A 26,001-nucleotide genomic window follows, 5' to 3' on the forward strand; every position below is an offset into this window, starting at 1 on the left:
CCGTGCCATCGCTTCGCATCCAAACCTGTACGCAAGTACAGAGGAGAGCCACATGGAGCGCAGGAACTTCCTGAAGTCAGCAACCGCCGTCGGGGTCACAGCAGCCACCGGCAACATCGTCGGCCAATCCGCATCCGCCGCAAAGACCTCCAGCGTAGCCGCGCGACCTGAATCCCCCGACATGATCTATCGCGAGCTGGGCCAGACTGGCGAACGCGTCTCCGCCATTGGCCTCGGCGGCTTCCACGTCGGCAAGCAGGCCGACCCCAATGAGAGCATTCACCTCATCCGCCAGGCCATCGACCGCGGCATCACCTTCATGGACAACTGCTGGGACTACAACAACGGCATCAGCGAAGTCCGCATGGGTCAGGCCCTGCGCGACGGCTACCGCAGCAAGGTCTTCCTGATGACCAAGATGGATGGCCGCACCAAAGAGGCCTACAACAAGCAGCTCGAAGAGTCCCTCGGTCGCCTCCAAACCGACGTCATCGATCTCGTCCAGTTCCACGAGATTATCCGCATGGAAGACCCCGACCGCGTCTTCGCTCCCGGCGGCGCTCTCGAAGCAGCCGTAGCCGCACGACAGGCCGGAAAGATTCGCTACATCGGCTTCACCGGCCACAAAGACCCCGCCGTCCATCTACGCATGTTCGAGTTCGCAGAAAAGCACGGCTTCCACTTCGACACCGTGCAGATGCCGGTCAACGTCATGGACGCTCACTTCCGTTCTTTTACGAAAGAGGTCATCCCGGTCGCACTCAAGCAAGGCACCGGCATCCTCGCCATGAAGACCTTCGGCGACAACTATATCTTGCGCAGCAAGACGGTAGAGCCCATTGAGGCCCTTCACTACGGCCTCACTCAGCCAGTCTCCGTCGTCATCACCGGCATCGACTCCCCGGCGGTCCTCGATCAGGCCATTCAGGCGACCAAGACCTTCAAGCCGCTCACCCAGACCGAGATTGCAAGCCTGCTCGACCGCACTCGCGAAGCCGCCAGCGAAGGAAAGTTCGAGCTCTTCAAGACCACCAGCCAATTCGACGGAACCGCCGCCAATCCCAAATGGCTAGGCTAAGCCGCGGAAATCCGGCCAAAACCCCATGTCAAGCCCCTCTATCGCTCCTTCAAGCAGCATAAAGGCTGGCAACCGCAACAAAACAAATAACTTGCCTCCTCAAAAATAAATCCCGCAAAACTGCAAAACAGTTCCGCCCGATTCGCTACACTTAAAACACATGGAAATAAGCTCAAGGCCCAGCCAAAAGCTGGGCCTAACTCGTTTAGAAACAATATTTTAGCTGTAAGCCATTTATATGCAATATTTTCCAAATTGAAATCATCGTAACTCTCTGCAAACAAGCGATTTATGCCCAAGGTACCCCCCCCGGGGGGGGGTACCCTCGAAAGGACAGGACTTATAGCATTCCCTCAGGTTTTCTTCCTTCGTTTCAGGTCTGCTTCCCCGTTTGTCATTCCCGAAGGGAATCTGCGTCTTGCTCGAATCACAAAACTACATCTGGAGCAAAGTCCCTTTAAAGACAAAGGGCCAGCCATCAATACAAATGTTGGCTGACCCTTTAAATATAAATCTTGAGAGCGTTTACTGATTAACGCCGCTGGCAAGAAATCCGCCATCGACCACCAGAATCTCTCCGGTAACAAAGGTGGAGGCGTCGCTCGCCAGAAAGACAGCCGATCCAACCAGCTCTTCCGTCTTGCCGAACCGTCCCATGGGAGTGCGCAACAGTAGCTCTTTGCCGCGGTCGCTCTCGTCGAGCAGCTTCTGGTTCAGCGCGGTGCGAAAGACTCCAGGTGCAATGGCATTCACGGTCACGCCCTGCGCACTCCACTCGACGGCCAGCGATTTCGTCAGCGCGCCCACAGCAGCCTTGCTCGCCGCGTAGGCGGTCACTTCTTTCAAAGAGACAAACGTGTTGAGCGAAGCAATGTTGATGATGCGGCCATAGCCACGCTCCAGCATGTGTTTTCCGAAGATCTGGCAGGCGCGCAGCGTGCCCGTGACGTTCGTGTCCATAATGTCGTCCCAGGTCTCTTCGGGAACGGTCAGCGTGGGCTCACGCTTGATCTTGCCTGCGCAGTTAATCAGAATGTCGACCTTGCCAAACGCCTTCAACGTTTCATCCAGCAACGCCTGCAACGAAGCCCGGTCTCCTACATCCGAAGTCAGGCGAAGCGCCTTGCGGCCCTTAGCTTCAATCGCCTTTGCAGCCTCTTCAACCTGCTCGGCACGCCGCGAGCTCGCCACCACATCGGCGCCTGCCTCGGCCAGCCCAATCGCCATCGCCAGGCCAATGCCCGACGTTCCGCCAACCACTACGGCCGATTTGCCGCTCAGGTCAAACAACGGATGTCCCATCAATCTCCTCTTTCTTCAGCAATTTCAACCCAGACCCGCGTTCCCATCCTCATTTTCATGAAGACGGAAACGCGGTCCGTTATAGCTATCGGGAAAAACATTTATCGCTGGATGCGAGCCGATCCGCCGCTGGCAAACGCCTTGACCTGGTCAAGGGTCGCCATCGTGGTATCACCGGGGAAGGTCGTCATCAGCGCGCCGTGAGCCCATCCCAGCTTGATCGCCTCTTCGGGCTCCTGCCCGCTGAGCAAGCCATAGATAAATCCGGCTGCAAAACCGTCTCCGCCGCCAACGCGGTCGAGCACCTTCAGCTCAGCCGTAGGAGCATTGACCGTCTTGCCGTTCACCCACGCCACCGCGCTCCAGCTGTGGTGGTTCGTGTTATGAACCTCGCGCAGTGTCGTCGCAACGATCTTGATGTTGGGATAGCGCTTCACCACCTGATCGATCATGCCCAGGAAGACACTGGGATCGAGCTTGGAGCTGGCTCCAACCTCTGGGCCTTCAAAGCCGAGTCCCTTCTGCAGGTCCTCTTCGTTGCCGACCAGAACATCGACGTTCTCGACGATCTTGCCAAGCACTTCGTGGGCACGCTTGATTCCGCCAACCGTCTTCCAGAGCTTCTCGCGATAGTTCAGGTCGAACGAGCAGATCACACCGGCAGCGCGGGCTGCTTTGAGCGCTTCGATCAACAACTCAGCGGTCGACTCGGAGAGAGCGGAGAAGATTCCGCCGCTGTGGAACCAGCGAACGCCCTGGCCAAAGATGGCCTTCCAGTCAAAGTCGCCCGGCTTCAGCAGCGCCGCGGCTTCGTTGCTGCGGTTGTAGAACACCACCGGAGCGCGGACACCGAAGCCCTGATCGCTGTAAACGGTCGCAATGTTCGGTCCACGGGTTCCGTCATGCTCGAAGTGCTTGTAGATCGGCTTGACGCCCATCGCACGCACGCGCTCGGCAACGAGATCTCCAATCGGATAGTCCACCATGGCGGACGCAACGCCGGTGTTCAGCTTGAAGCAGTCCGACAGGTTCGCCGCGACATTGAACTCGCCGCCGCTTACGTGGATTGCAAGCTCTGTGGCCTTGCGAAACGGGATAATGCCGGGATCGAGCCGGGTAACGAGTGCCCCGAGGGACAGAAAATCCAATGTGCCTTTTTCAGGAATTTTGAAGCCAAGATTCATTGCGCCATTCTCCTCAATTTTCGATGCCCCACTCGGGACATGACTCTATCCATCATAGCGATTCGACGATCAACTCCAAACAAATGCCGAAGTTTTCCTCAAACGATGCCGCTATTTTCCAAGGAATACCGGACGAATGTGCCGCTCAAATAAATTCGTGGTCACATTCTTCGCTACAACCGCTTCATTCGCCTCCAGAGCCTTCAGGTAACGATCGCCCAGCTTCGCCGCAACCTTGAAGCCGACATGCAACAACTGCCGGAAACTCTGGTTATACGCCTTGTTGCCCTGTTCATGGCGCAGGGCCGAGGTGTACTGCTCACTGGTCCACCCATTTACCTCTTCGGGCTGCGGCAGCTTCGTCGGATCGATGTCGATGACAGTCGCATACGGCGCGCACAGCTCTTCACTGTGCGCGTAGGCCTCGGCGTAAACCTCTTTGGCAATCGCGAGCCCGTTCCCACCGGCTTCGGCCAATCCGATCAGCTCTTCCAGCCAGGTCGTTCCCGCCGTCTTCATATGAACACCGGCGTCGAACTTCTTCACCGCGTCATGAACTGCCTTATAGATTGAGAACTTATCGGAGCCGGAGTGAATGCTGAGTTTCAGATTGTCAGGCAGTCCATAGGTCTTGATCGCAAAAGCAATGGTCGCCAGATCTTCGTTGAACTCTTTCGTAAACTGAGCGACATCGCCCACGTAATCGACGCCCTTGTTGAATCGGCCTGTAAACTTCGGCGCAATCGTCTGGATAGGAATCTTCTCATCCGAGATCGCAGCCAGAATAATCAGCAACTCCACCGGAGTCTGCGGATAGTCGGTCTCGTCCATCGAGACCTCGGCAATGAACTTGCCCGCGCCCTTCTTCTCCACCAGAAAGCGATAGATGCGCCCGGCATCCTGCACCGCGGCGAGAAACTTATTGGCAACACCAGTCACAAAGGCAACATCGGTCTTGAACGGCTCGTCGATGTGCGGAATCGTCACCGTGCCCACCAACTCCGGATGCCGTTTCACAAACGCCTCTACATCCTTCGGATCGGCAGGCTGTCCGATCAAATCTGCGACATCGAGGGTGAAAAAATCGCAGGGTTCGAGGAACCTACCCACTGTCTTCAGATTGATGTGGTCGGCGTCCAGAAAGTACGGCTTGGTCCAGCCAAGTTCCTTCACCGCAGCGTCTGCGGCGGCTCGCGTCTGGCTCGGCTCCGACCCAATAATCATGTGCTCCCGATTGGACTTGTTCCACACCGGAACTACCTCAACCCCCGCATCGGCAGCCAAAATACATGCCGCAAGCTGCGCCTTTGCCTGGTGCGCAAACCGATCCCCCACACCCAGTGAAAACTTCGGAAGCTTCAATCCCTCGCTCATAGAACCCTTCTCTTCTCTCGAATCTAATTGGTCTAACCAATTTCCAATTACACCAGCATCCCATTAATGCGGTCTTGCTGCAAATTGATTAATTTTTGAAGCGGCCTTCATAAGCCCAAAGGCCGAGACCGGGGTTAGAGATGTAGAAGATCTCTTCGCCGTCGACCGTGTTCCAGCCGTCTTTAAGGGTCTCCGGATTGTATTTCTTCAGGGCTTCCGCGAGATCGCCATACTCGTAGTGGACACTCTCGATCTCCTCCCGGGTCAGGTGTCCGGGGCAGTAGCGAATGGTGAAGCGGCCTTCGCTGGAGCCGTGGATCAGGTGGGCAGCGGCGCTCAGGTTCCCCGCCAACTGGGGGTCTTCTTTCACTGCTTCAAGCGTCCTCGGAGTTCCGCAGTAGCCATATTTGCGAATCAGCACATCAATGGCGGCGTCTTCGCCAAACTCGTGGACTCCGGGAGCGAGGACGATCAATTCAGCATTGTCGGCGAGAGCCATGCGGGTGCGATAGACGCTTTTGTTGCCCAGCCAGGTGCTGCGAAATTCGTGCGGATCGAGGAAGACGACTGCTTTTTTGATCTCGCGGTCCATCATCTTGAAGTTAACCTGAAGGCTCAGCTCGGCAGCAAGCTCAAAACACTCCGCGTCATCGCCGATATACATGCCACGAATGACCAGCTCGCCCGCGTCGTTCTTGCTCACCACGGTCTGCACGTACACGATCGGCAGGTTTTGCGCGAAGTGGTCGCTGGCATAGTTCAGCACGCGGCGCACCGGGGTATCTGCCCGGCCCATCATGCGCTCCATGCCGTAGACAGCGCCGAGGAAGTGGCTGCGATGAATCCCCATTGAGCCGCCGGTGCCCACAAAGATGTTCTTGTTGTAGTTCGCCATGCCCACGACCTCGTGGGGAACCACCTGCCCGATGGACAGAATCAAATCGTGGCCACCGTCGCGAAGCAGCTTATTGACCTGTGCGGGCCAGGTGTAATCGAGCTTGCCCTCGCTGACTTCATACATGAACTCGCCGGGAACTTCGCCAAGAGTAACGATGTCGTTGCGCCAGTCGTGGACGCGGAAGAGCTCGCGCGGAGTCTTCCCAAACATGATGGAGATCTCTTCGTCGGTCATCCCTTTGTGGGTTCCCAACGCAGGCAGGACATCCACCAGATTTTCGCCATAGTAGTCCCATGCCATCTCGGTCAAAACGCCGCTTTGCGAGTGCATTCGCGTGAAATCCGGGGGAACCGCCAACACTTTCTTCCGTTTTCCCAACTTGTCGAGGGCGCTGAACAGCCCTGCCCGCACCTCACTCGGTGACATCTCCGTCGTCGCACTTCCAGCAGCAAAAAAGAGGCTCATGTTCCTCATATTACTCTGCAGGAGTGAGTGTTATACAGTCCAACAAGAGGAGCTACCCATGACTGAGCAAGACCTCACCCTCCCCACGCCCGACGGCACAACCGATGCCGTCCTCTTCTCGCCTGACACCTCCACGCCGCTGCCCGGGGTGATCCACTTACCCGACATCGGCGGCATTCGCGAAGCGCACCGCAGCATGGCTCGACGCCTCTCTCACGAAGGCTATGTCGTGCTTCTGGTCAACCCCTTCTATCGCACCAGCCGTTCCCCGGTCTTCGACTTTCCTCGTGTATCGGGAGAGCCGCGCACCATGCAGCGCATGGCCGAGTTGATGGCACCGCTCACGGCGCAAGCTCAGGAGCGGGACGTTGCCGCTTATGTCGACTTTCTCGAAGCGCAACCAGCCTTTCACCCAGGCCAGATGGGCATTGTGGGCTACTGCTTTGGCGGAGCGATGGCGCTGCGGGCAGCGGCAGTACGGTCGTCCCTAATCGCGGCAGCGGCCTCCTTCCACGGTGGAGGCCTATACCGCGCCGGCGATCCTGCAAGCCCGCATCTGGTTCTGCCGCAAGTTGTTGCCCGGCTTTACTTTGGCCATGCAGACCAGGACAAGAGCATGGATGCCGAGGCCATCAAAGGGCTGGAGCAGGCTCTAGTAGATTGGGGCGAACAGTATGAGAGCGAGATCTACGAAGGGGCACACCATGGCTGGACGGTCCCCGATAATCCAGCATTCAATCCCGAACAAGCCGATCGCGCCTTTGAAAAGTTGAAGAATTTACTGGAGGAAACAATCTCCTAGAAGGTTATCTGAGGGAAGGCCTTTGGAACACTTCCCTGCGAAAGTGGTCTTACAACTTTCCAGCAGATATGCTGCGATTACGTTTGGGTTGGAATAAGGCTGGATAGAAAAGCGGCTCACGGTACACAGTGAGCCGCCTATGAGTTTGCAGCGAGAGGAGATCGTTCCTCTCAAAATGACACGTCTACAGCTTGTAGGCTTTCCTTACCAGATTGACGGTAAGATCTTCGATTACCTCAAAGGCTTCGTCTTCGTCGAGGCGGCCCTCTGCCACCAGCCTGCCGAGGAAGGCACAGTCGGTGCGGCGGGCTACGTCGTGACGTGCGGGGATCGACAGGAAGGCGCGGGTGTCGTCGTTGAAGCCTACCGTATTGTAGAAGCCCGCCGTCTCGGTGGCCTGCTCGCGGAAGCGCATCATGCCATCGGGGGAGTCCTGAAACCACCAGGGCGGCCCCAGACGCAACGCGGGATAGTGGCCAGCCAGCGGCGCCAGTTCACGTGAGTACGAGGTCTCGTCGAGAGTGAAGAGGATGAAGGTCAGGCGCGGATCGTTGCCGTACCGGTTGAGCAGCGGACGCAGGGAGCGGACGTACTCGGTCGCCAGCGGCATATCGGCCCCCTTGTCGCGGCCGAACTTCGTATAGACCTGCAGATTGTGATTGCGCAGCGAGCCGGGATGCAGTTGCATGGTCAGCCCGTCCTCGACACTCATGCCGGCCATCTCGGTCAGCATCTGCGCCTGAAAGAGCTGCTGCTCTTCGGGCGCGGACTTGCCGGAGAGGATTCTCTGGTAGAGCGACTCCGCCGCGGCAGCGTCGAGGTCCGCGGTCTGTGCAGTGAGGTGGCCATGATCGGTGGCCGTCGCCCCCATCGACTTGAAGAAGGCGCGGCGGTTGCGCAGAGCGTTCAGGTAGCCCTTGAAGGTGCCGATGTTCTCGCCGGTGATCTGGCCCAGCTTTTCGATGTTCTGGACGAAACCTGTGTACTCGGCGTCGATGACAGAGTCAGGGCGGAAGGTGGGCAGAATGCGGCCCTTCCATCCCGACTCCTTGATGGCCTTGTGGAACTCGAGCGTGTCCAGCGGCGTGTCGGTGGTGGCCAGTACCTCGATGTTGAACTGCTCATACAGAGCCCGAGGACGGAACACGGGCGTCTCCAGTGCCTTGGCAATCAGGTCATAGTAAGCATCGGCATTTTGCGGGCTGAGACGGTCCTTCAAACCGAACTGCTTCTCGAAGGCATAGTCGAGCCACAGCCGGGTCGGCGTGCCGCGGAAGAGGTAGTAGTGCTTGGCGAAGATACGCCAGACCTCGCGGGGATCGGAGGATCCGCCGCCATCGACCTGGGGTACGCCGAGGGATTCGAGCGAGACGCCCTGCGAGTAGAGCATACGGAAGACGTAGTGATCGGGAGTGATGAACAGCGCAGACGGGTTGGGAAAGGCCTTGTCTTCGGCAAACCAGCGTGGATCGCAGTGCCCATGAGGCGAAATGATGGGGAGCTTCCGTGCCGTTTCGTACAACTTCACGGCCACCGAGCGGGCCGCAGGATCCGAAGGAAATAACCTGTTTTCGTCAAGCATCGTCTTTGTTACCTCTCCAAAAAGCAATCGCGCCTGAAGCGCTACCCTTTGAAGCCTATCAAAATTGGTCGCACCACGAACAATGTCTGCCACAGAACAAAAAAGGGACGCTCCAGAAGAGCGTCCCCTTTTCGAAAATACGGCGATTTACGGAATGTAGTAACGCATCCCGGTAAACACCATGTTGTTCGTACCCTTTGGTGATCCGCCTGCACCATCCCAGGCGTTGCGCGTCAGGTAGCTGTACTGCATGGCGTACTGCAGCCTGCCGTACTTGGGGCTGCTGTAGAAGCGGTAGGTGAAGCCCGCAGTGCCTTCGATGACCGCGCGGGTCGCCCCAGTGCAGTTCGCCGGAACGGCTGGGTTGTAGCCGGTCGCACCCGTTGGCGGAAGCTCCGTGCCGCAACCTGCGTTCGAGGCTGTGATCGGCGCATAGCCCGTGAGCTTGCCCGCGTTCGGTCCGGTCAGGTTCAGGAAGGCAGTGCGCTGTGCGTACTCGCCACCAGCGTATCCGAAGAGATCGAGCTTCTTGTTGGGGTGAAGTTCAAGCGAGAACAAGCCCTGGTCGGCTTTGATGGTCGCCAGAGTTCCATCCGGGTGAACGGTGGTGTCAGGCAGCGTCGAGGTGCCGTAGCGGCCCACGCCCGTACCGACGAGGACGTGTACACCTACATCAGCGAATTTCGTTACCGGAACGCGAGCGTTGGCAAAGAAGCCGCCGCCGGTCTTGGTGTCGTTCGCCGCGCCAGTTGCACCGGTCGTCGGAACAGCATTGACACCGGGATAGTAGCGATCGCGGAAGAAGCGGGCGAGACCACCGATCTCGTAGTGGCCAATCTTCGGATCGAAGGCAGCCTTCACAATCACGTCGGGCGCTACGTTGTTGGAGTAGTTTGCGGTGGCGTTGTACAAGCCGCCGCCCGTACCCGCGTTGCCGAAGAAGAAGTTCGAGTTCGCATTCGTCGCCGAGAAGATGTTCTGCGCATTTTCGAGCGCTACCGCGACGGTTGCCATGCCAAGCTTTTGCTGGATGCGGACGCCGGGCTGACGTGCCCAACTGAAACCGACATGGTACTGAGCATCGATAACCATCGGAAGGTTCTCGGTACGATTGTCGGTTCCCTTCTTGGTCTCCGTCACCAACGACCACATCTGGCCGCCCGTGATGGCGAGCCCACGTTGCGTCGCGATCTGACCCCAGAACTGGCGCTGGCGCAGGGTGTAGCTGTTGCTCTGGTTGTCGTTGCTGGTGACGCCAGCGGAGAGGAAGTCGGCCTCGATGTAACCCGAGAGCTTGAAGGCTCCCGTGTTGCCCTCGAACAATCCGCCGATACGGCTCTGGCGCCCGGAGAAATTGAACTCGCTGGTATGAGCCTGTGCCGCTCCCGGAAAGGGCGTGGAGTTGAATGGCGTGTTCACGTCCGAGTTGAGCGAGCGCTGACGATAGACCGATTCAGCCGCGAAGAAGGCAACCGGCGTGATCTTGATGCCGTGGTAGTGAAGTGCGAGCGGCTCATCGATCTGCTGCGTCAAATTCTTCTTGGTATCGCTGATGGTCTGCGCGAGAGTATCGTTCTTTACTTTGAGATCGGTCACAGTGCCGTTCAGCGTGTTGACGGCATCAGTGTTCGCTTGAACGCTCGTGCTGACACCCGCTGCCTGCGACTGGGCCTGTGCTGCCGCTGTATTCGCAGCTTGTGCATCCTGCGATGCCGTCGCTAGCTTCGCATCCTTGTCGGCATTCTGCTGCTTCAGGCTGTCGATCTGTGCCTGCTGGCTCTGCATCTGTTCGCGCAGTTCGCGAATCTCAAGTTCTGTTGCGCTCTCGGCCTTCTTCTTAACTACTTTCTTATGTGTTGCCTTCTTTGGCTGTGTCGTGCTGGTCTGCGCTTGCATCGACACGGTACATAGAACCAGCATCGCTGTCATCGCCGCTCGTACTTGCTTCGTCATGGGACCCCTCAGGTTGAACAGGACGTCCGCGCGCGAGGTTAGCGGGGCTTTCTTACTCGGCCCAAAAACCACGCGCAGCGTCGTTCCTTGAGGGCATGGTTGCAAAGGAATGTGAACAGAACGCGAATTTCTCTTTCTATTCACATTCTTTTGACACAACGGTCAAATAACCCCGCCTCGGCAGGCTCACAGGAGGCACTGCACAGGTGGCCGCCTGGCTGATATATCGTTATGTATGCTATTTTTTCGCAGCGGGATCGTCCTCCTCGCACTGACAACCTTTGCCTCCGCGCAGTCTTCCATCAAACTGATCCCCATGCCGCGCGAGGTCCATGCGACCGCCGACGTGCCGCTGCCGGACGGGGTTCGCATCGTCTGCGAAGCGCCGTGTTCGGAGGAAGACCACTTCGCCGCCACCGATCTGGGGACGAGTTTGCAGGAGCGCAATATCTCTTCGGTATCGACATCGGGATTGGTCATTGAGTTGACCCGGCTCGCCAACCACCCGGCAGAGGGCTTTACCGCCGAGATGAAGCCCGAGGGCTACGTCATCTCCGCCAGCCGCAACACGCTTACCGTCACCGCGGCTACCGCCGAAGGGCTCTTCTATGGAGCGCAGACGGTCAAGCAACTCATCGTGGGCGATGGGCCGAAGGCGATCCTGCGCGGTGCGGATATTCGCGACTGGCCCGCGTTGAAGTATCGCGGCCTCGACGACGATCTCTCGCGAGGGCCAGTACCTACGCTCGATTTTCAGAAGAAACAAATTCGTACGATTGCTGCTTACAAGATCAATATCTACTCGCCTTACTTTGAGCACACGCAGCAGTATGCGTCGAATCCGCTGATGGCTCCTCCGGGGGGCAGCATCTCCGCCGCCGATGCGAAGACGCTGGTAGCGTATGCGCAGGCCTACCATGTGACCATCATTCCCGAGCAGGAAGCCTTCGGGCATCTGCACCACAACCTGACGTGGGAGCAGTACTCTCAGTTAGCTGAAAATCCTCACGGAGAGGTGCTCGCACCCGGCCAACCCGGATCAGTTCCGCTGATCCAGCAGATGTTCGGCGAGCTTGCCGCGCTTTATCCGGGGCCATTTTTGCATATCGGTGCGGATGAAACCGTCGATCTCGGTACCGGGCAGACCAAGGCGGATGTCGACGCCCGCGGCCTTGGGGCGGTCTACCTCGATTTCATGCAGCGTATTGTCACCGCATTGCAGCCGTTGCATCGCAAGCTGCTGTTCTGGGGCGACATCGCGCAAGACTCTCCTGATTTGCTCAAGAAGATGCCGCAGTCGTTCAAGGACTCGACCATCGCCATTGCGTGGACCTATAACCCCGAGCCGCGTGGCTTCGACCGCTATCTCACACCCTTCACCAACGCTGGCTTTGAGACGTGGGTTGCGCCCGGCGTCAACAACTGGTCGCGCGTCTATCCGAATAACAATCTCGCGCTGCTGAATATTCAGGGTTTCATTCGCGATGGCCAGAGGCTTGGCTCGACCGGCGCGCTGAATACGATCTGGAACGACGACGGCGAAGGTCTTGAAAACATGAACTGGTACGGCATCCTCTTTGGTGCCGCGGCTTCGTGGCAGAAGGGCGAGTCCTCGATTCCGCAATTTCAGGACTCGTATGCGCAGGTCTTTCACGGCGACATGACAGGCGACCTCAATGAAGCGCAGAAAGAGATCATACTGGCCCACGCACTCCTGAAGCAGCAGGCCAAAACCGGCGATGGCTCCGATGGCCTCTTCTGGCTCGATCCGATGAGCAAGGACGGGCAGGTCTACGCGGACAAGATTCGCCCTTACACCCATGAGCTGCGCCTGCATGCAGAACGGGCACTTACGCTGATTGCGCAGGCCCGCGCTGCTGCACCTGCGCCGTCGAAGTCGTTTACGGCCACCGCAGCGCCTTACAACCCGGCCGATGCGTATCCCTCCAATCCGACCAGTCTGCGCGAGACGGATGCGATTGACGCGCTTGAGCTGGGTGCGCGTCGTATGGACTTCATCGGACTGAAATTTCAGTTGGCCGACGAGATCGCCCAGGGCTATCAGCGTGCCTATGACATGCGCATGACCACCGACCACAAGCAGCGCCAGACCGTCGCGAGCGAACTCTCGGAAATCAACGGCAACAACGGGCGCATCGCCGACATTCGCGATGACTATTCGTTGATTCGCGATCTCTACCAGCAGGCGTGGCTCCGGTCGAATCGGCCTTATGCTCTGCGGCCTGTACTCGAGCACTACGACTACACGATTGGCCTGTGGCTCGCTCGCAGCGACAAGATCCGCGTGGCGCAACGGCAATGGGCCGATAGCCAGACGCTGCCAACTGCGGCAGAGCTTGGCATTCCGGCGCCGCCGCCGACCGCGGCAGCCCACTAGGAGACGAACTAAACTAATCTCGATGCCAACAACTCTCACAGCACGCCAGCTTCATACCTCGCAGGGCAGCATCGACCACCCCGTCGTTGCCATCGATGACGACGGCCTGATTGCCAGCATCCACTCTGATCCTGCGAACAAGTCAGAAGACGTGCTGACCACAACCTTTCTCGATATCCATACGCATGGCGCAGCCAACTATGACGTCATGCATGCCAGCCCCGCAGAGCTTGCTGTCGTAAACAGATTTCTGGCGACCCGTGGCGTCGGACATTACCTCCCTACGACGGTCACAGCCCCGATCGATCAAACACTGCGGTCACTTGAAGCATTGGCCAATGCCGTCGAATCGCGGACTCCTACCAATGAGGCAACGCCTATCGGGATTCATCTCGAAGGGCCATTCATCTCTCACGCAAAAAAAGGCGTTCACCCTCCGGCCGATATTCTTCCGCCGGATATCGCTCTCTTTGACCGCTTTCAAGAGGCAGCTCGCGGACATATCCGTCTCATCACTATCGCTCCGGAGATTCCCGGCGCGCTCGCCCTCATCGAACATGCTTCTCATCATGGCGTAAAGGTCAGCATTGGCCACACAGACGCCACGTCAGAGGAGGCGCTCGCTGCAATCGACGCCGGAGCCCGCAGTGCTACGCATACCTTCAACGCCATGCGCGCGCTCGATCATCGCGCACCCGGCGTCATCGCCGTTGTGCTCGACGATGATCGCCTGTTCGCCGAACTGATCTGTGATGGCGTCCACGTTGCTCCGGAGATGGTCCGCCTGTGGCTCAAAGCAAAGGGACCGAACAAAGCCATCCTTGTAACCGACAGCATGTCCGCCACCGGAATGCCGGATGGGACCTACACACTCGGGACTTTTCAGGTCCAGGTAGCCGATGGCCGCGCCATGTCGAACGGCAGCCTCGCCGGAAGCGTTCTAACCATGGATCGAGCCGTCGCCAATCTGCAGCGCTTCACCGGTTCACCTCTCGGTACGGCTGTGCGGCTGGCATCGCACAATCCCGCGAAGCTGCTGGGCATGGAAGACGCGATTGCTAACCCCATCGCCGGTCAACCCGCAGACTTCAACGTTTTCAACGCTGCCGGTGAGCTTCAAGTAACGATCTTGAACGGCACTCGTATTCCGGCTCGCGGATAGAGTAATCCATTCGAGCGGCAACTTACTCACTGCTTCCATTGTCTTCTGCAGGAAGCTTCTGGTAGCTGACAAAGGCCAGATGCTGGCTGTCGGGAGCCCAGGATGGCACATTGATCGTGCCAGATCCGCCAACAAGGTTCACCAGCACCCTGACCTTCTTATCGCTCAAAGACATGATGCGTAGCTCTATATCTTTGTTTACCGGATGTCCGGCAACGCCCTTTTCGTAGCTGAGATAGACCATCGACTTTCCATCGGGCGAGATGTGTGGCGTCCAGTTCATGCGCTCGTCGAAGGTCATCTGCTCCAGCTCGCTGCCATCGGGACGCATACGCCAGATCTGCATACCGCCGGCCCGATCTGAGTTGAAGTAGATATACCTTCCGTCGGGTGAGCAATCCGGATCGTCGCTGATGCCGTTGCCAGTGGTCAGAGCTTTCTCTTCGCCGCCTTCCACCGGAATAGCGTAGATATTGCCGGAGCCATGGCTCGGGCGAGTAAAGATGATTCTTTTACCGTCGGGAGACCAGTTATGAAAGTAAGAATTTGGATTCTCGGTAACAATGCGCGGCGTTCCCCCGTTGGAGGGAACGATGTAGACGCGCGATTCGGGCTTGTCCGGCATACTGCAACTGATGGCCAGCCATTTGCCGTCGGGCGAGAGCCCATGGCTGCCGTTGCACCGCGTAGCAGCGCCAATATCGAGAGCCCCAGGCATTCCCCCTGTCACAGGAACCTTCATGATCTTGCCATCCTGATCGAAGATTAAGAACTTTCCATCCCTCGTCCAATTAGGCGCTTCAAAGTGGCCGCGCGTCGTATAGGCCACCGTAGCTACACCGGCGTCGGGATTGATTGCGATGGTTTGCAGGGTGCTGTAAAGCGCGAGCGTAGCTGGTGTAGTCGGCGTCAGCGTTTTGAGTTCGATATTTGAAAATACCGCCTTCTCCACAACCTTGGCATCGTGCGAGCAGAGCCCAAGGCCGACATAGAATGGCCCATCGAAGTGAAGCTTGATCGATGCGCCAACCTGATGAAGCGGTTCGCCGTTCGTGCTGAGAAACATGGTGACTGTGTCGCCGCGCTTTTCGAGGCGAAGCCTCTTCGGCGATGCAATATTCAGCTCAATGTCCTGTGTGGTCGCGGCCTTTGCACGCCGGTATTGCAGTGCCGTCAATCCCGAGCCGTGCTGGGCCGCATCGGCATAGACAGCGTCGGCATCGAGGTTCTGGCGAACCATCAGAAGCGCCTTGCGATGCGGGCTTGGGTTGCCGGTCTTCACAGGAAAATCAATATCTGCCGTCAGCGACACGTCAACCGACACCTTCTTCCAGACGAAATGAAAAGCGTCGATGTTTTCCCACAGGTTCGCGCCCGCAGAAGCAAGGGTGTACGTCTGCTTCGCCGGATCGTAGGCGACAGTTCCCGGAGGAACGACGCTGCCGACGTCGCTGCTGCCCTCGAAGATGCCCAATGATTTCGCAGTGGCCTGCGCCGGGAGCGAGCGCGCCTGACTGAAAACAGGGACGATTAAAAGAAGAGCAACCGATACCCACCGAATAGGACTTCTGGACATGAAACCGCCTCCACGAGAATCAACGTACGCATCCTGCGGTCTTCCGCAAATCACGATAGAACAGATAGCAAAGGAAGAAGAGAACAGTGCACCACGCTAACTGAAAATGAGGGGAAAGTGAAATGCTGTTGCACCCGGCTGGCTTCCGTGCCCCTAAATCTGGCATCCTGAAAGACCATGCCTTTTCCGTCCACTCCCGTCCCCTCTATCGGAATCGATTTCGGAACGACCAATAGTTCCATCGCCCTTGCCACGCCCGAGGGCGCAGTCGAGCTGGTCTCGTTTCCTACGGCAGCGGCGAGCATCGAGTCCTTTCGCTCCATCCTTTATCTGGAACAGCACAAACATGCCGGCCGCACACAGATCAAAAGCTTCACGGGCCCCTCCGGCATCGAGCACTATCTCGACGCCGAGCATAAGGGACGGCTTATCCAGTCACTGAAGTCCTACCTGACCAGCCGCACGCTTACCGGGACGGAAGTCTTTGGCCGCCGCTACAGCATCGAAGACCTCATCTCGCGCATCCTCACCGACCTGCGCCTGCGCGCCGAGCAACAGTTCGGCCAACCTGTCCTTCACGCTACCGTGGGCCGCCCGGTCCGCTTCGTCGGCGCCGACTCTGTCGACGATGACAACTTCGCGCTACAGCGGCTACGCGAGGCTTTCACCCACGCCGGGTTCGAGTCCGTTGATTTTGAGATGGAGCCTATCGCCGCTGCCTACTCTTATGAGTCCACGCTCGACCACGACGAGCTGATCCTCATCGGCGACTTCGGCGGCGGAACCAGCGACTTTTCCCTGCTGCACGTCGGCCCCGGCGTCCGCAAGCGTGGCCGTGCCGCACAGGATCTGCTCGGCAACAGCGGCCTTGGCCTGGCAGGGGATGCCTTTGACGCCCGCATCGTCCGCAAGCTGGTATCGCCTGCGCTCGGCGCGGATTCGCTTGCACGCTCGCTCAACAAGCTGCTACCAGCCGTACCAGCATGGATCTATGCCAACCTCGAACGGTGGCACTACCTGTCGTTTCTGAAGACGCGCAACGTCAACCAGATACTCAAGAGCGCTCGCGCCAATGCATTGGAGCCGGAAAAGATTGAAGCGCTGCTTACCCTGATCGACGAGGACCTGGGCTACCAGTTGCATCAGGCCGTGCAGCGGCTCAAGATCGCGCTCTCGCACAACGAATCGGCGCAGTTCTACTTCCATGATGGCAGCATGGATATACAAGCCACGGTTGCTCGCAGCGACTTCGAATCATGGATAGGCGACGACCTGCAATCCATCGAACAATGCGTGGATGGCTTGTTAGAGACAACCGGCATCTCTGCCAAAACCGTCGACCGCGTATTCCTCACCGGTGGAACCAGCTTCGTGCCCTCAGTGCGCCGCATCTTTGAAAGCCGCTTCACCGCCGAGCGCGTACGCACAGGCAACGAATTTACCTCGGTAGCTCGCGGCCTTGCACTGAGGGCCCGCGAGAGGACCCTCTAGCCAACACCCATCAGGCGGCCGCAGTGCGGGCTCGCCACAGAGCGCCCTCGAGCGAATTCACCGCACCCTCCAGCACATAAGTCTGCGGCGCGGACTCCGCCAGCGCCGCAATCATCGTCTGTCGAACGATCGCGACATGCTCCAAAATACTGCCCACATACGCTACTCCGATGGGGCCTTCCCTACCGTCTGAAGTCTCCATCATCTTTACTGCGACCAAAGTGATCAATTCGGCCAGATCCGCTCCCGCTCGCTCCAGCACAGCCCGCGCCATCTCGTCACCGCTCTCTGCGCATCGCACCACCAGAGGAACCAGCGCCGCGAAGTCCGGCCCTGGACGGTCGTTTCCCTTCTCAACAAGCTCCCCCAGAGAATTCAACCCCCAGGCCTTCTGCACCTCTGCCAATAGGGTCGTCTCAATTCCCCGGTCTCTCGCCCAGAATCCCGCGCGAACGGCCTCCACGCCGATCCACCAACCCGATCCCTCATCGGCCAGAACCGGCCCCCATCCCCCTACGGGATACATCGTTCCATCTGCGCTACGTCCAATGAAGATTGATCCAGTCCCCGAAACCGCCAGAATGCCGGGACCGCCGTGGAACGCCGCGTCGAGAGCGATGTCTTCGTCTCCGCATACCTCCACCTCGCCGCTCACCTTGGCTCTCATCTGCGTGTCGCACCACTGGCGCACCGCTGGAATCGAAACGCCACCAATGCCCACGCAGCTTCGCGTAACCTCCTGCAGCCCTACCCCGGCCGCAGCCGCAGTCTCTTCGAGGAGTCTGTGCAAACGCGCCGTGGCCTCGGCCTCGCCTACGCGCATCAGCTTGATACTCCCACAATCCGCTCGTCCGAGAATCCTGGTGTCATCTCCCAGAACACACCTTGTCTTCGTTCCACCTGCATCAATGCCAATAAAATAAGCCAAGATTTCCTGTCTCCCATCGTCGCGCAAGCCATTCCAGCGCCCTCCCCGTTATCATAATGGGCACAAGGGTATGCCGTCAGGCAGTCCTCACAGGAGAGTCGCATTGACCAGTTGTTTCGAAGCCCTGGCGCTGGCTGTGCCGACGCGGCTCCATCCCATCGATCTTGTTATCATCGCCATCTATCTTGTTGGCATCACTCTCTTCGGGCTGAGCTTCCGTAAGAAGACCACCGGTAGCCGCTCTCTCAAAAGCTACTTCCTCGCCGACCGCTCCATCCCGTGGTGGGCCATCGCGCTCTCCATCGTCTCGGCCGAGACCAGCACGCTCACCATCATCTCCATCCCCGGCCTCGCCTTTGGCGGCGACTTCGGCTTCCTCCAGGTTGTCTTCGGCTACATGGTTGGCCGCATCGTCGTCGCCGCCATCTTTCTGCCCAAATATTTTCAGGGCGAGATGCTCACCGCCTACCAGCTCATCGACAAACGTTTCGGCCCCACGCTGCACAAGGTCACGGCTCTGCTCTTCCTGCTCACACGAGCGGCAGCGGAAGGCGTGCGCGTCTTCGCCGTTTCCATCGTCGTGGGCATCGCCATCGGCACGCGCGATGTTCTCTCCATCGCCATCATCTCCGCGCTTACCCTGCTCTACACCTTCGAGGGAGGAATGGCTGCCGTCATCTGGACGGATGTGGTGCAGATGATCATCTACGTTGGCGGAACGCTCGTCGCGATGGCAACACTCGGAACGCATGTGCCTGGAGGATGGAGCCATATCCACGAAGTCGCAGCCGCCGCCGGCAAGTTTCACCTCTTCCACTTCGCGCTGAACCTCACCGAAACCTACACCTTCTGGGCGGGCCTGATCGGCGGCACCTTCCTCACCATGGCGTCGCATGGCACCGATCAACTGATGGTGCAGCGGATGCTCGCCGCCCGCAATCTGCGCCAATCCATCGTTGCGCTGCTGTCGAGCGGCGTCGTCATCCTTCTCCAGTTCACGCTGTTTCTCTTCATCGGCGCGGGCCTCTTCGTCTTCTACGGCCTGCATCCGGCAGTGTTCGCTTCGGCAGACAGAATCTTTCCCACCTTCATCGTTCGCGAGATGCCCATCGGTGTTGCGGGCCTGCTCGTGGCCGCCATTCTTGCCGCTGCGATGTCCAACCTCAGCGCCGCACTCAACTCTCTCTCCAGCACAACCGTCGTAGACTTCTATATGCACTGGCGACCCCAAGCCGACGACCGCGAACGAATGTTGATCTCCCGCTCCTCCACCGTCATCTGGGCGTTTGTGCTCTTCGCCATCGCCGTCTACAGCGTTCATGCTGGAGGCAAAGGCCACGTCGTCGAGATCGGCCTCTCCATCGCCTCGGTCGCCTACGGTGCGCTGCTCGGCGTCTTCCTCCTCGGCACACTCACGCGCTATGCAACCCAGACCGGAGCAATTCTGGGCATGATCGTCGGCTTCGCGCTCAACATTCTGCTCTGGCTCCATCCCAACCCCATCGCACTCGGCCCCATCACCATCCCACACGTCGCCTGGACGTGGTACGTCTTCATCGGCGCGGTCGCAACCTTCGGAATCGGCACCGTCGCCAGCTTCATCTTTCGCACGAAGCCCAAAACGAAGATCATCGCCACGACCGCATTGCTCGCCTTCTTTGCATTGAGCGCAGTGGCCGCCCGTGGACAAAGCAGTGAACCTCCCGATTTCACCCCTATCAGCACCTTGATGAATGACGCCGTTGCCCAGAAAAAACTCCCCGGCGCGATCGTCCTCATCGGCCACGACAACAAGGTCGCATTCGAGCAAGCCTACGGCCACCGCTCTCTCGAACCCAGCGTAGAACCGATGACCGAAGACACCATCTTCGACATGGCCTCGCTCAGCAAGTGCCTCTCAACCGCAGTAGCCGTCATGCAACTCTACGAGGAGCACAAACTCAACTTCGACGACCCAGTCGCGAAATATCTTCCGGCCTTCGCCGCGAATGGCAAAGAAAATATAACCATCCGCGAGCTACTGACCCACTACTCCGGCCTGCCGCCTGACATCAACCTCAAAGACATCCCCTGGGGACTCGCCGCTCCCGACAAGGCCGAAGGCATTCGCCGCGCCCTCAACTCGCCTCTGGTGACCACGCCCGGCACCCACTTCGAATACTCCGACATCAACTTCATCACCCTCGGGGCACTCGTCGAAAAGCTCAGTGGCGAACCGCTTGATGTCTACGCCCAGCGACACATCTTTACGCCGCTCCACATGACCCACACGCGCTACCTGCCGTTTGCAGAGGCCTGCGGTCCTCACGAAACCCTCGGCGCTGCCATTGCACTTTCAGACCCGCCACACCTGCTCAAATCCGACGAATCCTCCAGTGCGGTCTTCAAGGATTACTCCTGCTCTCCACCCCACTGGATCACCTCCGCCATCATTCCCCATACCGCTCCCACCACCTACGACGACGAAGGCACAGCAGCCACCAATCCCGACTTCGGCCACATGCTTCGCGGCACCGTCAACGACCCCACCACTCGTCGCATGGGTGGAGTCGCAGGACACGCAGGCGTCTTTAGCACCGCCTCCGATGTGGCACTCTTCGCACAGGCGCTACTTGACCGACTAGCAGGACGCCCCAGTACATTTCCTCTGAAGCAATCCACGCTTGAGTTGATGACAAAACCCGAGCAGCCGTCATCTGCCGAAACCACGGCCACCATCTTCACCCCAGACGGCAAAACCACGAAGGGCATCGCCACACGCGGCTTCGGCTGGGACATCAACTCGCCCTTCTCGCGCCCACGCGGCGGCGTCTTTCCTATCGGCTCCTTCGGCCACACCGGCTTCACCGGAACCTCGCTCTGGATGGATCCAGCCAGCGACACCTACGTCATCATTTTGACGAACGCGATCCATCCACGCGGCAATCCGCCGGTCTCAGTCCTGCGAGGCGAGATCGCCACAGCGGCAGGCGAAGCTCTGCACCTCAACGAGGACGCTTCAGCCACAACAGCCGAGAGTAACGCTCCTACGCTCACCGGCATCGACGTGCTCGAGTCGACCCAATACTCCGCACTCGCCGAAGCCGCCCGGCGGCATAACAATCATCTGCGACTGGGTCTGCTCACCAACCAGAACGGCCTCGACAGCAAGGGCAACCGCACCGTCGATCTTCTCGCCACCGACGCACCCCGATTCGTTCCCGGCCTTACCCTTACTACGCTCTTCTCGCCGGAACACGGCATCTTCGGCAAGCAGGACACCACAAAGATCGCCGCCGAGACTGATCCCGACACGCATCTCCCCGTCATCAGCCTCTACGGCCCCAAAGACTCCGACAAGCGGCCAAAGCCGGAAGACCTTACCAAACTCGACGCTGTCGTCATCGATCTTCAGGACGCGGGAGTTCGCTTCTATACCTATGAGTCCGTCGTCGGCTACTTCCTCGAAGCGGCAGCGCAGGCACACATCGAAGTCATAGTCCTCGACCGCCCTAACCCCATCGGCGGCGAACAGGTGCAGGGGCCTGTCTCCGATGCCGGACTCGAATCCTACACCGACTACATGCCGCTGCCCGTTCGCCACGGCCTTACCCTCGGCGAACTGGCCCGTTACATCAACGGAGAGCGCCACCTTCCAACCGCCGCATCACCCGACGTTCAGGTTCCCATCAATGCGCACCTCACCGTCGTTCCCATGCAGAACTGGACGCGAAGCGAATATTTCGATCAGACCCACCTGCCCTGGATGAACCCCAGCCCGAACCTCCGCAGCCTCACCGCAGCGACGCTCTACCCTGGAGTGGCCCTGCTCGAGGCCCCCAACTTCTCCGTAGGCCGCGGCACGCCCACGCCCTTCGAGCACTTCGGCGCACCCTACATCGACGCGCCTCAACTCGCCGCTTATCTCACCGCCCGTAAAATTCCCGGAGTCACTTTCACTCCCACCAGCTTTCCTGTAGCCGACACTGCCGACCACTACCCGTACCACGGCCAGACGATTCCAGGCATCCATATCACGCTCACCGACCGCAATGCGCTCGACGCTCCAGAACTAGGCATCGAGCTTCTCGCCGCACTCCACCGCTTCTATCCCAAAAAGTTCGACCTCGATAAGGCAGAACGGCTCGTGGCCAGCGTCAACACCATGCTCGACCTCAGCAACAACGAAGACCCACGCGCCATCGCCGCTTCCTGGGCCAGCGATATCGCAGCGTTCAAAAAGCGTAGTGCGCCCTACCTGCTCTACCATTAGCCAACCATTTCGGCAGGTATTCATCTCACTACCTGTTACGAAATTCATCTTCTCTTCGCCGCACTTACGTCACAATAGAGAGATAGGCATCTGAGAGAGGGATACCCCATGCCCCGCATTAATTTTCAGCAACAACTCGTCGCACTGAAAGACAAGCTCCTCGCCATGGCTGCGCTCTCGCAACAGGCCCTCAGCCTCTCCATCGACGCCTATCTCGGCAGCGACACCATTCTCTGCGACCACATCAAGGAGATTGAAGCCGCCATCAATGCCGCAGAGCGTGACGTCGACGAAATGGCGTACGACCTGCTCGCCAAAGAGCAGCCCATGGCCATCGACCTCCGCTTCATCCTCTCCGTCATCAAGATCAACGGCGACCTGGAGCGTATCGGCGATCAGGCAACCAATATCTCGCAGCGCGTCCAGATTCTCGAAAACGGTCCTTCCATCGCCCTGCCCGTCGATATCTCGGAGATGGGAGAGAGAGTCGGCGTCATGATCCGCACCGCTATTCAAGCCCTTCTCGAAGCCGATGCCAAGCTCGCCGACACAGTTCTCGCCATGGACGACGAGATCGACGACATGAACCGCACCGTCCAGACCGAACTCATTGACCTGATGCAACGACGCCCCGAAGTCAGCAGTCAGGCGTTGAATGCCATCATCGTCTCGCGCAATCTCGAGCGCTCCGCCGACCATGCCACCAACATCGCCGAAGACGTCATCTTCTGGGTGCGCGGCTCCGACGTGCGCCACAAGTTCTCACTGGCCCACGCCGAATAAGCTCTAGAGCAAAGTAGGAGTTGGTGTAGAGTCTGCCGAGCCCTTTGTTTGTCATTCCCGAAGGGAATCTGCTGTTGCCTTCCTCCAAGTCAACAGCTAATCCGCTCTATGGCTGCTGCAACTTACCGTCGATCAGTCTCCAGAGATGAAGCGGGTTGCCATTCTGCAGCGGCTCCGGCAGCAGTGCCGAGGGCAGATCCTGATAGCAGACCGGCCGCAGCCAGCGCTCAATCGCCATCGCGCCGACAGACGTCGCACGGCTGTCTGATGTCGAAGGCGAAGGTCCACCATGCACCATCGCATAGGAGACCTCAACCCCGGTCGGAAAGCCGTTCGCCAGGATGCGTCCCGCTTTGCGCTCCAGAACCGGCAGCAGGCGCCGAGCAATCTCCACATCTCCATCGGCAAGATGCAGCGTCGCCGTAAGCTGGCCGGAGAGATGCTCCGCCACGGCAATCATCTCTTCTATGTCGTTGCACGCAATCAACAGAGTCGTCGGCCCGAAGACCTCTTCCATCAACACAGGCGTCGTCAAAAAATGCTGCGCCTTCGTCGCAAAGAGCATGGGTTGCCCTGCGCAGGTTGCCGTCGCCGAGGGCGGGCCGCTCGCCAGCTTGCTGACGTTTGCCTCTCCCTCCCACTGCGCAATGCCATGCTCGTAAGCGCGGTGAATGCCGGAGTTGAGCATGGTCGTCGCAGCCTTCGCTTCAATGGCAGTCTTCGCGGCTTGCTCAAAACGCTCGAACTCCGCGCCCTCAATGCCGATGACGATGCCCGGCTTGGTGCAGAACTGCCCTGTCCCCAGCGTGACCGAATCAGCCAGTCCCTGCGCAATCGCCTCTGCGCGTTGCGCTAATGCGCCAGGCAATACAAAGACAGGATTAATGCTGCTCATCTCCGCAAAGACAGGGATGGGGACCTCTCGCCCAGCGGCAATCGCAACCAGTGCTCGTCCCCCGCGACGCGACCCCGTGAAGCCTACCGCTTCAATCGCCCGATGTGCGACCAGAGCTTCGCCCACCGCGTTGCCATCTCCTACGACCAGCGAAAATACTCCCTCCGGCAATCCGCAATCTGCCACGGCCTTTTGAATCACGCGGCCAATCAGCTCGGACGTTCCCAGATGCGATGGATGCGACTTCGCGACGACAGGACAACCCGCAGCCAGCGCCGACGCGGTATCTCCACCCGCGACCGAGAAGGCCAAGGGAAAATTGCTCGCCCCGAACACAGCCACAGGCCCCAGCGGAATCTTCTGCGCTCGAAGATCAGAGCGAGGCAGAGGCTTGCGGTCGGGCAATGCGCTGTCCAACGTGACGCTAAGCCAGCGGCCTTCTCTCACCAGCGAGGCAAATAGCTTGAGCTGCCCCACCGTTCGTCCGCGCTCGCCTTCGATGCGGCCACGCGGCAGTCCCGACTCGCTCATCACGCGCTCGACCAGCACATCTCCCAGATCGAGGATTCCCTGTGCAATCGCCTCAAGAAAACCCGCACGCTGCTCAAGGCTCGCCGCCCGATACGTGTCAAAGGCACGCATCGCCAGCGTGCAGGCATCATCGACATCCTTTGCCGAGCCGCCGCCAAACTCCGGAGCCATCGTCTCGCCGGTCGCAGGATTTACCGAGTGCACCACTCCCTGCGCACCACGAACGCTTTGCGCTCCAATGAGCATCTCGCCTGTGATTTCAATTGCCGTCACGCTGCTGCCTCCTGAACTACCTACACTCTACTATCAGGCACGAGCGACTATTCAGGCAGACCTCGCACAACGAAATCCGATATTCGAAGCGGAGCTGTCAGGAGTATTCGAGGTCCGCGCAGCGACACGATAGCGGTTGCAGTAGGACGCATGGCAAAGAAACGACCCACCCTTCATCACCTTGCTCTGGCCATTCGCTGGCCCCGTCGGATCCTGTGCAAACTCCGGGCGAAACGAGTTGCGAAACCAGTCTGCGCACCACTCCCACACATTGCCCGTGACCGAATAAAGTCCAAATCCATTAGGCGGAAAGCTATCCACTGGGCAGCTTCCCGCATAGCCATCCTCGCCCGTGTCTTCAACCGGAAACTGTCCCTGCCATACATTGCAGCGATGCTCTCCGCCGGGCGTCAGTTCATCTCCCCACGGATAGAGCTTCTGCTCTAACCCGCCACGCGCCGCATACTCCCACTGTGCTTCCGTAGGCAGCGACTTCGACGCCCACGCGGCATAGGCCTGCGCATCGTTCCATGAGACATGAACGACAGGATTTCTGCCCCGCTCGCGAACATCGGAACCCGGCCCTTCAGGCTGCCGCCAGAACGCAACCGGAACTTTGCACCACCACTGCGCGGCAGCTACCGTGTCTTCCACCAGCTCTTCAAACCGTTCGGCAGGAATATGCGCCCAGAAGACAAACGACCAGCCGAAGACCTCCGCCTCCGTCCGATAGCCCGTCGCATCGACGAATGCCGCGAACTCTTCGTTCGTTACCGGAGACCTGTCGATCTGAAATGGAGAGACCGTCACCGGACGCACCGGGCCTTCACCATCCAGCGGAAATCCATGAGCATAGTCAGTGCCCATCAAAAAAGTTCCACCCGGCAGTGCAACCATGTCGTCCGTAAGAGCTTCCGCAGCAGGAACTATACTTCGCGCACTACTCGCAGACAACTTGCTCGGCTCCACTTCGTGTACAGCAACCGGAGCGCAGCAGGAAGGCTTCTTCCCACTGCGCTCCTCTGAACCTACCCCGCCGCAACCACCGGCCACTTCGTCAACCATCGTTATCCT

At 58.9% G+C, this 26,001-nt stretch carries 17 protein-coding genes; 7 read left to right on the top strand and 10 right to left on the bottom strand.

Features of this window, described 5'->3' with window-relative positions:
* The first annotated feature begins 52 nt into the window (after positions 1-52).
* Entirely contained in the window at positions 53-1,078 is a 1,026-nt protein-coding gene (locus tag GSQ81_RS02225) for an aldo/keto reductase (protein ID WP_158909102.1), read from the top strand.
* Positions 1,079-1,603: 525 nt separating this feature from the next.
* Here the strand turns inward: GSQ81_RS02225 and GSQ81_RS02230 are convergent.
* The 4 genes from GSQ81_RS02230 to GSQ81_RS02245 form a co-directional block, all read right to left on the bottom strand.
* The gene (locus GSQ81_RS02230) at positions 1,604-2,380 is read right to left on the bottom strand and encodes an SDR family NAD(P)-dependent oxidoreductase (protein ID WP_158909103.1); all 777 of its coding nucleotides are present in this window, start codon (positions 2,378-2,380) and stop codon (positions 1,604-1,606) included.
* Between the two features lie 101 nt (positions 2,381-2,481).
* Positions 2,482-3,564 carry a sugar kinase gene (locus tag GSQ81_RS02235; RefSeq protein ID WP_158909104.1) on the bottom strand — a complete coding sequence of 361 codons (1,083 nt, stop codon included), beginning with the start codon at positions 3,562-3,564 and terminating at the stop codon, positions 2,482-2,484.
* Positions 3,565-3,675: 111 nt separating this feature from the next.
* A complete protein-coding gene (locus tag GSQ81_RS02240) occupies positions 3,676-4,938 on the bottom strand; it encodes a tagaturonate epimerase family protein (protein ID WP_158909105.1) in 1,263 nt (420 codons plus the stop codon).
* A gap of 88 nt (positions 4,939-5,026) precedes the next feature.
* Positions 5,027-6,301, bottom strand: a complete 1,275-nt coding sequence (locus GSQ81_RS02245) for a lactate racemase domain-containing protein (protein WP_158909106.1) — start codon at positions 6,299-6,301, stop codon at positions 5,027-5,029.
* A gap of 58 nt (positions 6,302-6,359) precedes the next feature.
* Here GSQ81_RS02245 and GSQ81_RS02250 point away from each other — a divergent pair, with 58 nt between their 5' ends.
* Positions 6,360-7,103: a dienelactone hydrolase family protein gene (locus GSQ81_RS02250; RefSeq protein ID WP_158909107.1), complete on the top strand. Its 744-nt coding sequence runs from the start codon at positions 6,360-6,362 to the stop codon at positions 7,101-7,103.
* A 184-nt stretch (positions 7,104-7,287) separates the two neighbouring features.
* Here GSQ81_RS02250 and uxaC read toward each other — a convergent pair whose 3' ends face one another.
* Both uxaC and GSQ81_RS02260 read right to left on the bottom strand, forming a co-directional pair.
* The gene (gene uxaC, locus GSQ81_RS02255) at positions 7,288-8,685 is read right to left on the bottom strand and encodes a glucuronate isomerase (protein ID WP_158909108.1); all 1,398 of its coding nucleotides are present in this window, start codon (positions 8,683-8,685) and stop codon (positions 7,288-7,290) included.
* 147 nt (positions 8,686-8,832) lie between these two features.
* Positions 8,833-10,638: a hypothetical protein gene (locus GSQ81_RS02260; RefSeq protein WP_174237926.1), complete on the bottom strand. Its 1,806-nt coding sequence runs from the start codon at positions 10,636-10,638 to the stop codon at positions 8,833-8,835.
* A gap of 235 nt (positions 10,639-10,873) precedes the next feature.
* On the opposite strand from GSQ81_RS02260, the gene GSQ81_RS02265 reads away from it, so the two are divergent.
* Positions 10,874-13,036: a beta-N-acetylhexosaminidase gene (locus tag GSQ81_RS02265; protein ID WP_158909109.1), complete on the top strand. Its 2,163-nt coding sequence runs from the start codon at positions 10,874-10,876 to the stop codon at positions 13,034-13,036.
* A gap of 22 nt (positions 13,037-13,058) precedes the next feature.
* The gene (gene nagA, locus GSQ81_RS02270) at positions 13,059-14,198 is read left to right on the top strand and encodes an N-acetylglucosamine-6-phosphate deacetylase (protein WP_158909110.1); all 1,140 of its coding nucleotides are present in this window, start codon (positions 13,059-13,061) and stop codon (positions 14,196-14,198) included.
* A gap of 22 nt (positions 14,199-14,220) precedes the next feature.
* On the opposite strand, the gene GSQ81_RS02275 is transcribed toward nagA, so the two are convergent.
* Complete coding sequence (locus GSQ81_RS02275) at positions 14,221-15,774, bottom strand: DPP IV N-terminal domain-containing protein (RefSeq protein WP_158909111.1); 1,554 nt, start codon at positions 15,772-15,774, stop codon at positions 14,221-14,223.
* A 177-nt stretch (positions 15,775-15,951) separates the two neighbouring features.
* On the opposite strand from GSQ81_RS02275, the gene GSQ81_RS02280 reads away from it, so the two are divergent.
* The gene (locus tag GSQ81_RS02280) at positions 15,952-17,265 is read left to right on the top strand and encodes an Hsp70 family protein (RefSeq protein WP_158909112.1); all 1,314 of its coding nucleotides are present in this window, start codon (positions 15,952-15,954) and stop codon (positions 17,263-17,265) included.
* 10 nt (positions 17,266-17,275) lie between these two features.
* Here the strand turns inward: GSQ81_RS02280 and GSQ81_RS02285 are convergent, their stop codons facing one another.
* The gene (locus tag GSQ81_RS02285) at positions 17,276-18,193 is read right to left on the bottom strand and encodes an N-acetylglucosamine kinase (protein ID WP_158909113.1); all 918 of its coding nucleotides are present in this window, start codon (positions 18,191-18,193) and stop codon (positions 17,276-17,278) included.
* A gap of 103 nt (positions 18,194-18,296) precedes the next feature.
* Here GSQ81_RS02285 and GSQ81_RS02290 point away from each other — a divergent pair, with 103 nt between their 5' ends.
* Together GSQ81_RS02290 and phoU are read left to right on the top strand one after the other, a co-directional pair.
* Positions 18,297-22,445, top strand: a complete 4,149-nt coding sequence (locus GSQ81_RS02290; RefSeq protein ID WP_254059940.1) for a sodium/solute symporter — start codon at positions 18,297-18,299, stop codon at positions 22,443-22,445.
* A 108-nt stretch (positions 22,446-22,553) separates the two neighbouring features.
* Positions 22,554-23,228: a phosphate signaling complex protein PhoU gene (phoU, locus tag GSQ81_RS02295; protein WP_158909115.1), complete on the top strand. Its 675-nt coding sequence runs from the start codon at positions 22,554-22,556 to the stop codon at positions 23,226-23,228.
* Positions 23,229-23,334: 106 nt separating this feature from the next.
* Here phoU and GSQ81_RS02300 read toward each other — a convergent pair whose 3' ends face one another.
* Entirely contained in the window at positions 23,335-24,927 is a 1,593-nt protein-coding gene (locus GSQ81_RS02300; protein WP_254059941.1) for an aldehyde dehydrogenase (NADP(+)), read from the bottom strand.
* Between the two features lie 51 nt (positions 24,928-24,978).
* Positions 24,979-25,992: a formylglycine-generating enzyme family protein gene (locus GSQ81_RS02305; RefSeq protein ID WP_254059942.1), complete on the bottom strand. Its 1,014-nt coding sequence runs from the start codon at positions 25,990-25,992 to the stop codon at positions 24,979-24,981.
* Between the last annotated feature and the right edge of the window lie 9 nt (positions 25,993-26,001).

The sequence above is a fragment of the Granulicella sp. L56 genome, assembly GCF_009765835.1.
GTDB lineage: Bacteria > Acidobacteriota > Terriglobia > Terriglobales > Acidobacteriaceae > Edaphobacter.

Coding starts and splice junctions, on each gene's coding strand:
- GSQ81_RS02240 (WP_158909105.1), bottom strand. CDS start 4,938: ATGAGCGAGGGATTGAAGCTTCCGAAGTTTTCACTGGGTGTGGGGGAT.
- uxaC (WP_158909108.1), bottom strand. CDS start 8,685: ATGCTTGACGAAAACAGGTTATTTCCTTCGGATCCTGCGGCCCGCTCG.
- GSQ81_RS02305 (WP_254059942.1), bottom strand. CDS start 25,992: ATGGTTGACGAAGTGGCCGGTGGTTGCGGCGGGGTAGGTTCAGAGGAG.
- GSQ81_RS02260 (WP_174237926.1), bottom strand. CDS start 10,638: ATGACGAAGCAAGTACGAGCGGCGATGACAGCGATGCTGGTTCTATGT.
- GSQ81_RS02235 (WP_158909104.1), bottom strand. CDS start 3,564: ATGAATCTTGGCTTCAAAATTCCTGAAAAAGGCACATTGGATTTTCTG.
- GSQ81_RS02230 (WP_158909103.1), bottom strand. CDS start 2,380: ATGGGACATCCGTTGTTTGACCTGAGCGGCAAATCGGCCGTAGTGGTT.
- GSQ81_RS02265 (WP_158909109.1), top strand. CDS start 10,874: ATGCTATTTTTTCGCAGCGGGATCGTCCTCCTCGCACTGACAACCTTT.
- nagA (WP_158909110.1), top strand. CDS start 13,059: ATGCCAACAACTCTCACAGCACGCCAGCTTCATACCTCGCAGGGCAGC.
- GSQ81_RS02225 (WP_158909102.1), top strand. CDS start 53: ATGGAGCGCAGGAACTTCCTGAAGTCAGCAACCGCCGTCGGGGTCACA.
- GSQ81_RS02245 (WP_158909106.1), bottom strand. CDS start 6,301: ATGAGCCTCTTTTTTGCTGCTGGAAGTGCGACGACGGAGATGTCACCG.
- GSQ81_RS02275 (WP_158909111.1), bottom strand. CDS start 15,774: ATGTCCAGAAGTCCTATTCGGTGGGTATCGGTTGCTCTTCTTTTAATC.
- GSQ81_RS02250 (WP_158909107.1), top strand. CDS start 6,360: ATGACTGAGCAAGACCTCACCCTCCCCACGCCCGACGGCACAACCGAT.
- phoU (WP_158909115.1), top strand. CDS start 22,554: ATGCCCCGCATTAATTTTCAGCAACAACTCGTCGCACTGAAAGACAAG.
- GSQ81_RS02280 (WP_158909112.1), top strand. CDS start 15,952: ATGCCTTTTCCGTCCACTCCCGTCCCCTCTATCGGAATCGATTTCGGA.